General features: G+C 55.1%; 2 protein-coding genes. One reads left to right on the forward strand and one right to left on the reverse strand.

Annotated features, from left to right (window positions below):
• Nucleotides 1-81 precede the first annotated feature (81 nt).
• Complete coding sequence (locus H261_RS22660) at nucleotides 82-672, reverse strand: recombinase family protein (RefSeq protein WP_008622617.1); 591 nt, start codon at nucleotides 670-672, stop codon at nucleotides 82-84.
• A 114-nt stretch (nucleotides 673-786) separates the two neighbouring features.
• Between H261_RS22660 and H261_RS25245 the strand changes: the two genes are divergently transcribed.
• Complete coding sequence (locus H261_RS25245) at nucleotides 787-1,065, forward strand: hypothetical protein (RefSeq protein WP_152427088.1); 279 nt, start codon at nucleotides 787-789, stop codon at nucleotides 1,063-1,065.
• Nucleotides 1,066-2,146 lie beyond the last annotated feature (1,081 nt).

Consider the following 2,146-nt stretch of genomic DNA (forward strand, 5'->3'; position numbering starts at 1 on the left):
GGTGGAGCCGAGCGGGGACGGGTTGGATGTCTGCATCGTGGGCATCCTGGCCTGGATGATGATCATTCCCCGAGCATACCCTTATTCCACCATCTGGCCCTTCAATTTGGCGGCCATAGCCGGGCTGATTTTTGCCAATTTTGCGGTCTTCCTCAAACTGGTTCCTGCCGCGAGCAGCACCTTGGCCCGGTCGATCTTGGCCGGATCAGTGGGTGGGCGACCAAGGCGTTTCCCCGAATCCCTGACTCGTTGAAGTCCACTTTTGACGCGGGCGGTGATCAGGCTGCGTTCAAAATCAGCGAAAACGGATAGCATCCCATACATCGCCCTTCCGGCGGCGGTGCTGGTATCCAGCCCTTGCTGATGAAGGAACAGATCGACCTTCTGTTCCCGCAAATCCTCCAGAAACAGCACCAAATCTCGCAGGGATCGGCCTAACCGATCCACGGACCATGCGGCCACCAGATCGAATTCGCGGCGGGAAATACCCTTCAAAAGCCGGTCAAAACCGGGCCTCTGATCGCGGCCCTTGGTCCCAGAAATCCCTTCGTCGCTGATTTCGACGACCACCTCCCAACCCATCCGATCTGCGATCCGGCGTAATTCTTGAAGTTGGTTATCGACCGTCTGGGAATCCGTGGAAACACGAGCATATAGGGCTACCCGCTTCATGGTGTTCCTCCGCGATAACTACGGATATTATAAAGTAATAGCGTCGAATAGTTAATATGCCAAAGTAAGAAAAGAAATTGCCAGATTGCTCGCGGGCTTGAGACAATGGCATTCATGAGCAATAACCAGAGAAAAACAGCGAACTCCATTGCAATCCCGGCATCAGAATGTGTTGGAACACGGAAACGCATCCAGCATCGCCTGGAAATGCGTGCAAACATGCTCACCCCGGTCGAGCGTGACTTTCTGATGTCCATGTTCGACCGGCTGGCGTTCACGAACACCATGACGGAGAAGCAGTGCCACTGGCTGCTGTCGATCTTGGAACGCACCGCGACGAAGAACTTGAAAACGGCCAAATCTGGTCCGGGACACGCGACTGATCGTCCGTGATAAATAACTATGGGGACTGCTGATGCGGTCCTCAGTGGGCTTCGGAATACACAGCGGAAGGGCTGCTTCGGCATCAGGAACGCGATGAGACGGTTGGACCCGACCGCCGACGGCAGACGAAACCGACACCAGGAATGGCGATTAAGTTTCTGCTTCACCGTCGCTAAACAAGAGATTGCACAAGGATGGTGCTCTGCGAACAGATGCAACACCATTATCGCTGGGGTGACCACATCTGGCCCCACCGGTATACCGACGAGGCGGCCCCGCATATCACCATGGTGATCTGGAGCGGGTAGCTGGGGGTAGTGAGCAGGTGGGAGGTCAAAACTTGTCCGCCTTCCATGTCCAACAGGACGACCTGCGAGATGTGGTGTCTGAGACTCGGCTAATCGGGAACCAGGATGAAACAACTACTCCCCCGCAAGGGGGGTAGTGTGTCCTCGATCTGGCTAATCTGAGAACTTTAGATATTTGAAAAATAAGACCTATTTGGAGCGACAGCGACTTGATGCGAGGCGTAGGACGACCCGATAGGGGAGGCCAGCCGAAGCATCGCATGTGACGAGCGAAGCGATGTCACCATGCCGAACCATGAGAATCTGGGGATCGAACTTCAATGTGCAGATCGACCTGGAGATCGAGCAGGTCATGGACATGAATCCCAACTGAACCAGGACATCCCCTGCTTTTGAAATCATCTGTCTATGGAAGCGGGCAAATCAGGAATCAGATTCCAGGATTTTTGCGGGTTTCGGACCAGGAGAATCTGGAGGGTTTTATGAACACCGATCTCCCTGCAACGATGTGGGACTGGTGAGGCCATCCCCACTGTCGCTGCGACACCTGCGACAGACCGGATCATCTCTGTCGCAACTGGAGCGGCGACACCCGATGGGCATGATCACCGGGTGTCGTCTGTCGCAGGTGTCGCAGCGACAATCGGGGTCATTGGACAATTTCCCAGACCCGTTCGCGAAACTCCCCCCGGACCAGATGCTTGCCTTCCAGACGAACCAGATGCCCTTGGTTCTCAAGGATGGAGATAACCTTCGATGCTGCGTTCACGCGACGAACCGCT

The sequence above is a fragment of the Paramagnetospirillum caucaseum genome, from assembly GCF_000342045.1.
GTDB lineage: Bacteria > Pseudomonadota > Alphaproteobacteria > Rhodospirillales > Magnetospirillaceae > Phaeospirillum > Phaeospirillum caucaseum.

Excerpts from the sequence above, each read along its gene's own strand:
- H261_RS22660 (WP_008622617.1), bottom strand. The coding sequence starts at position 672 with ATGAAGCGGGTAGCCCTATATGCTCGTGTTTCCACGGATTCCCAGACG.
- H261_RS25245 (WP_152427088.1), top strand. The coding sequence starts at position 787 with ATGAGCAATAACCAGAGAAAAACAGCGAACTCCATTGCAATCCCGGCA.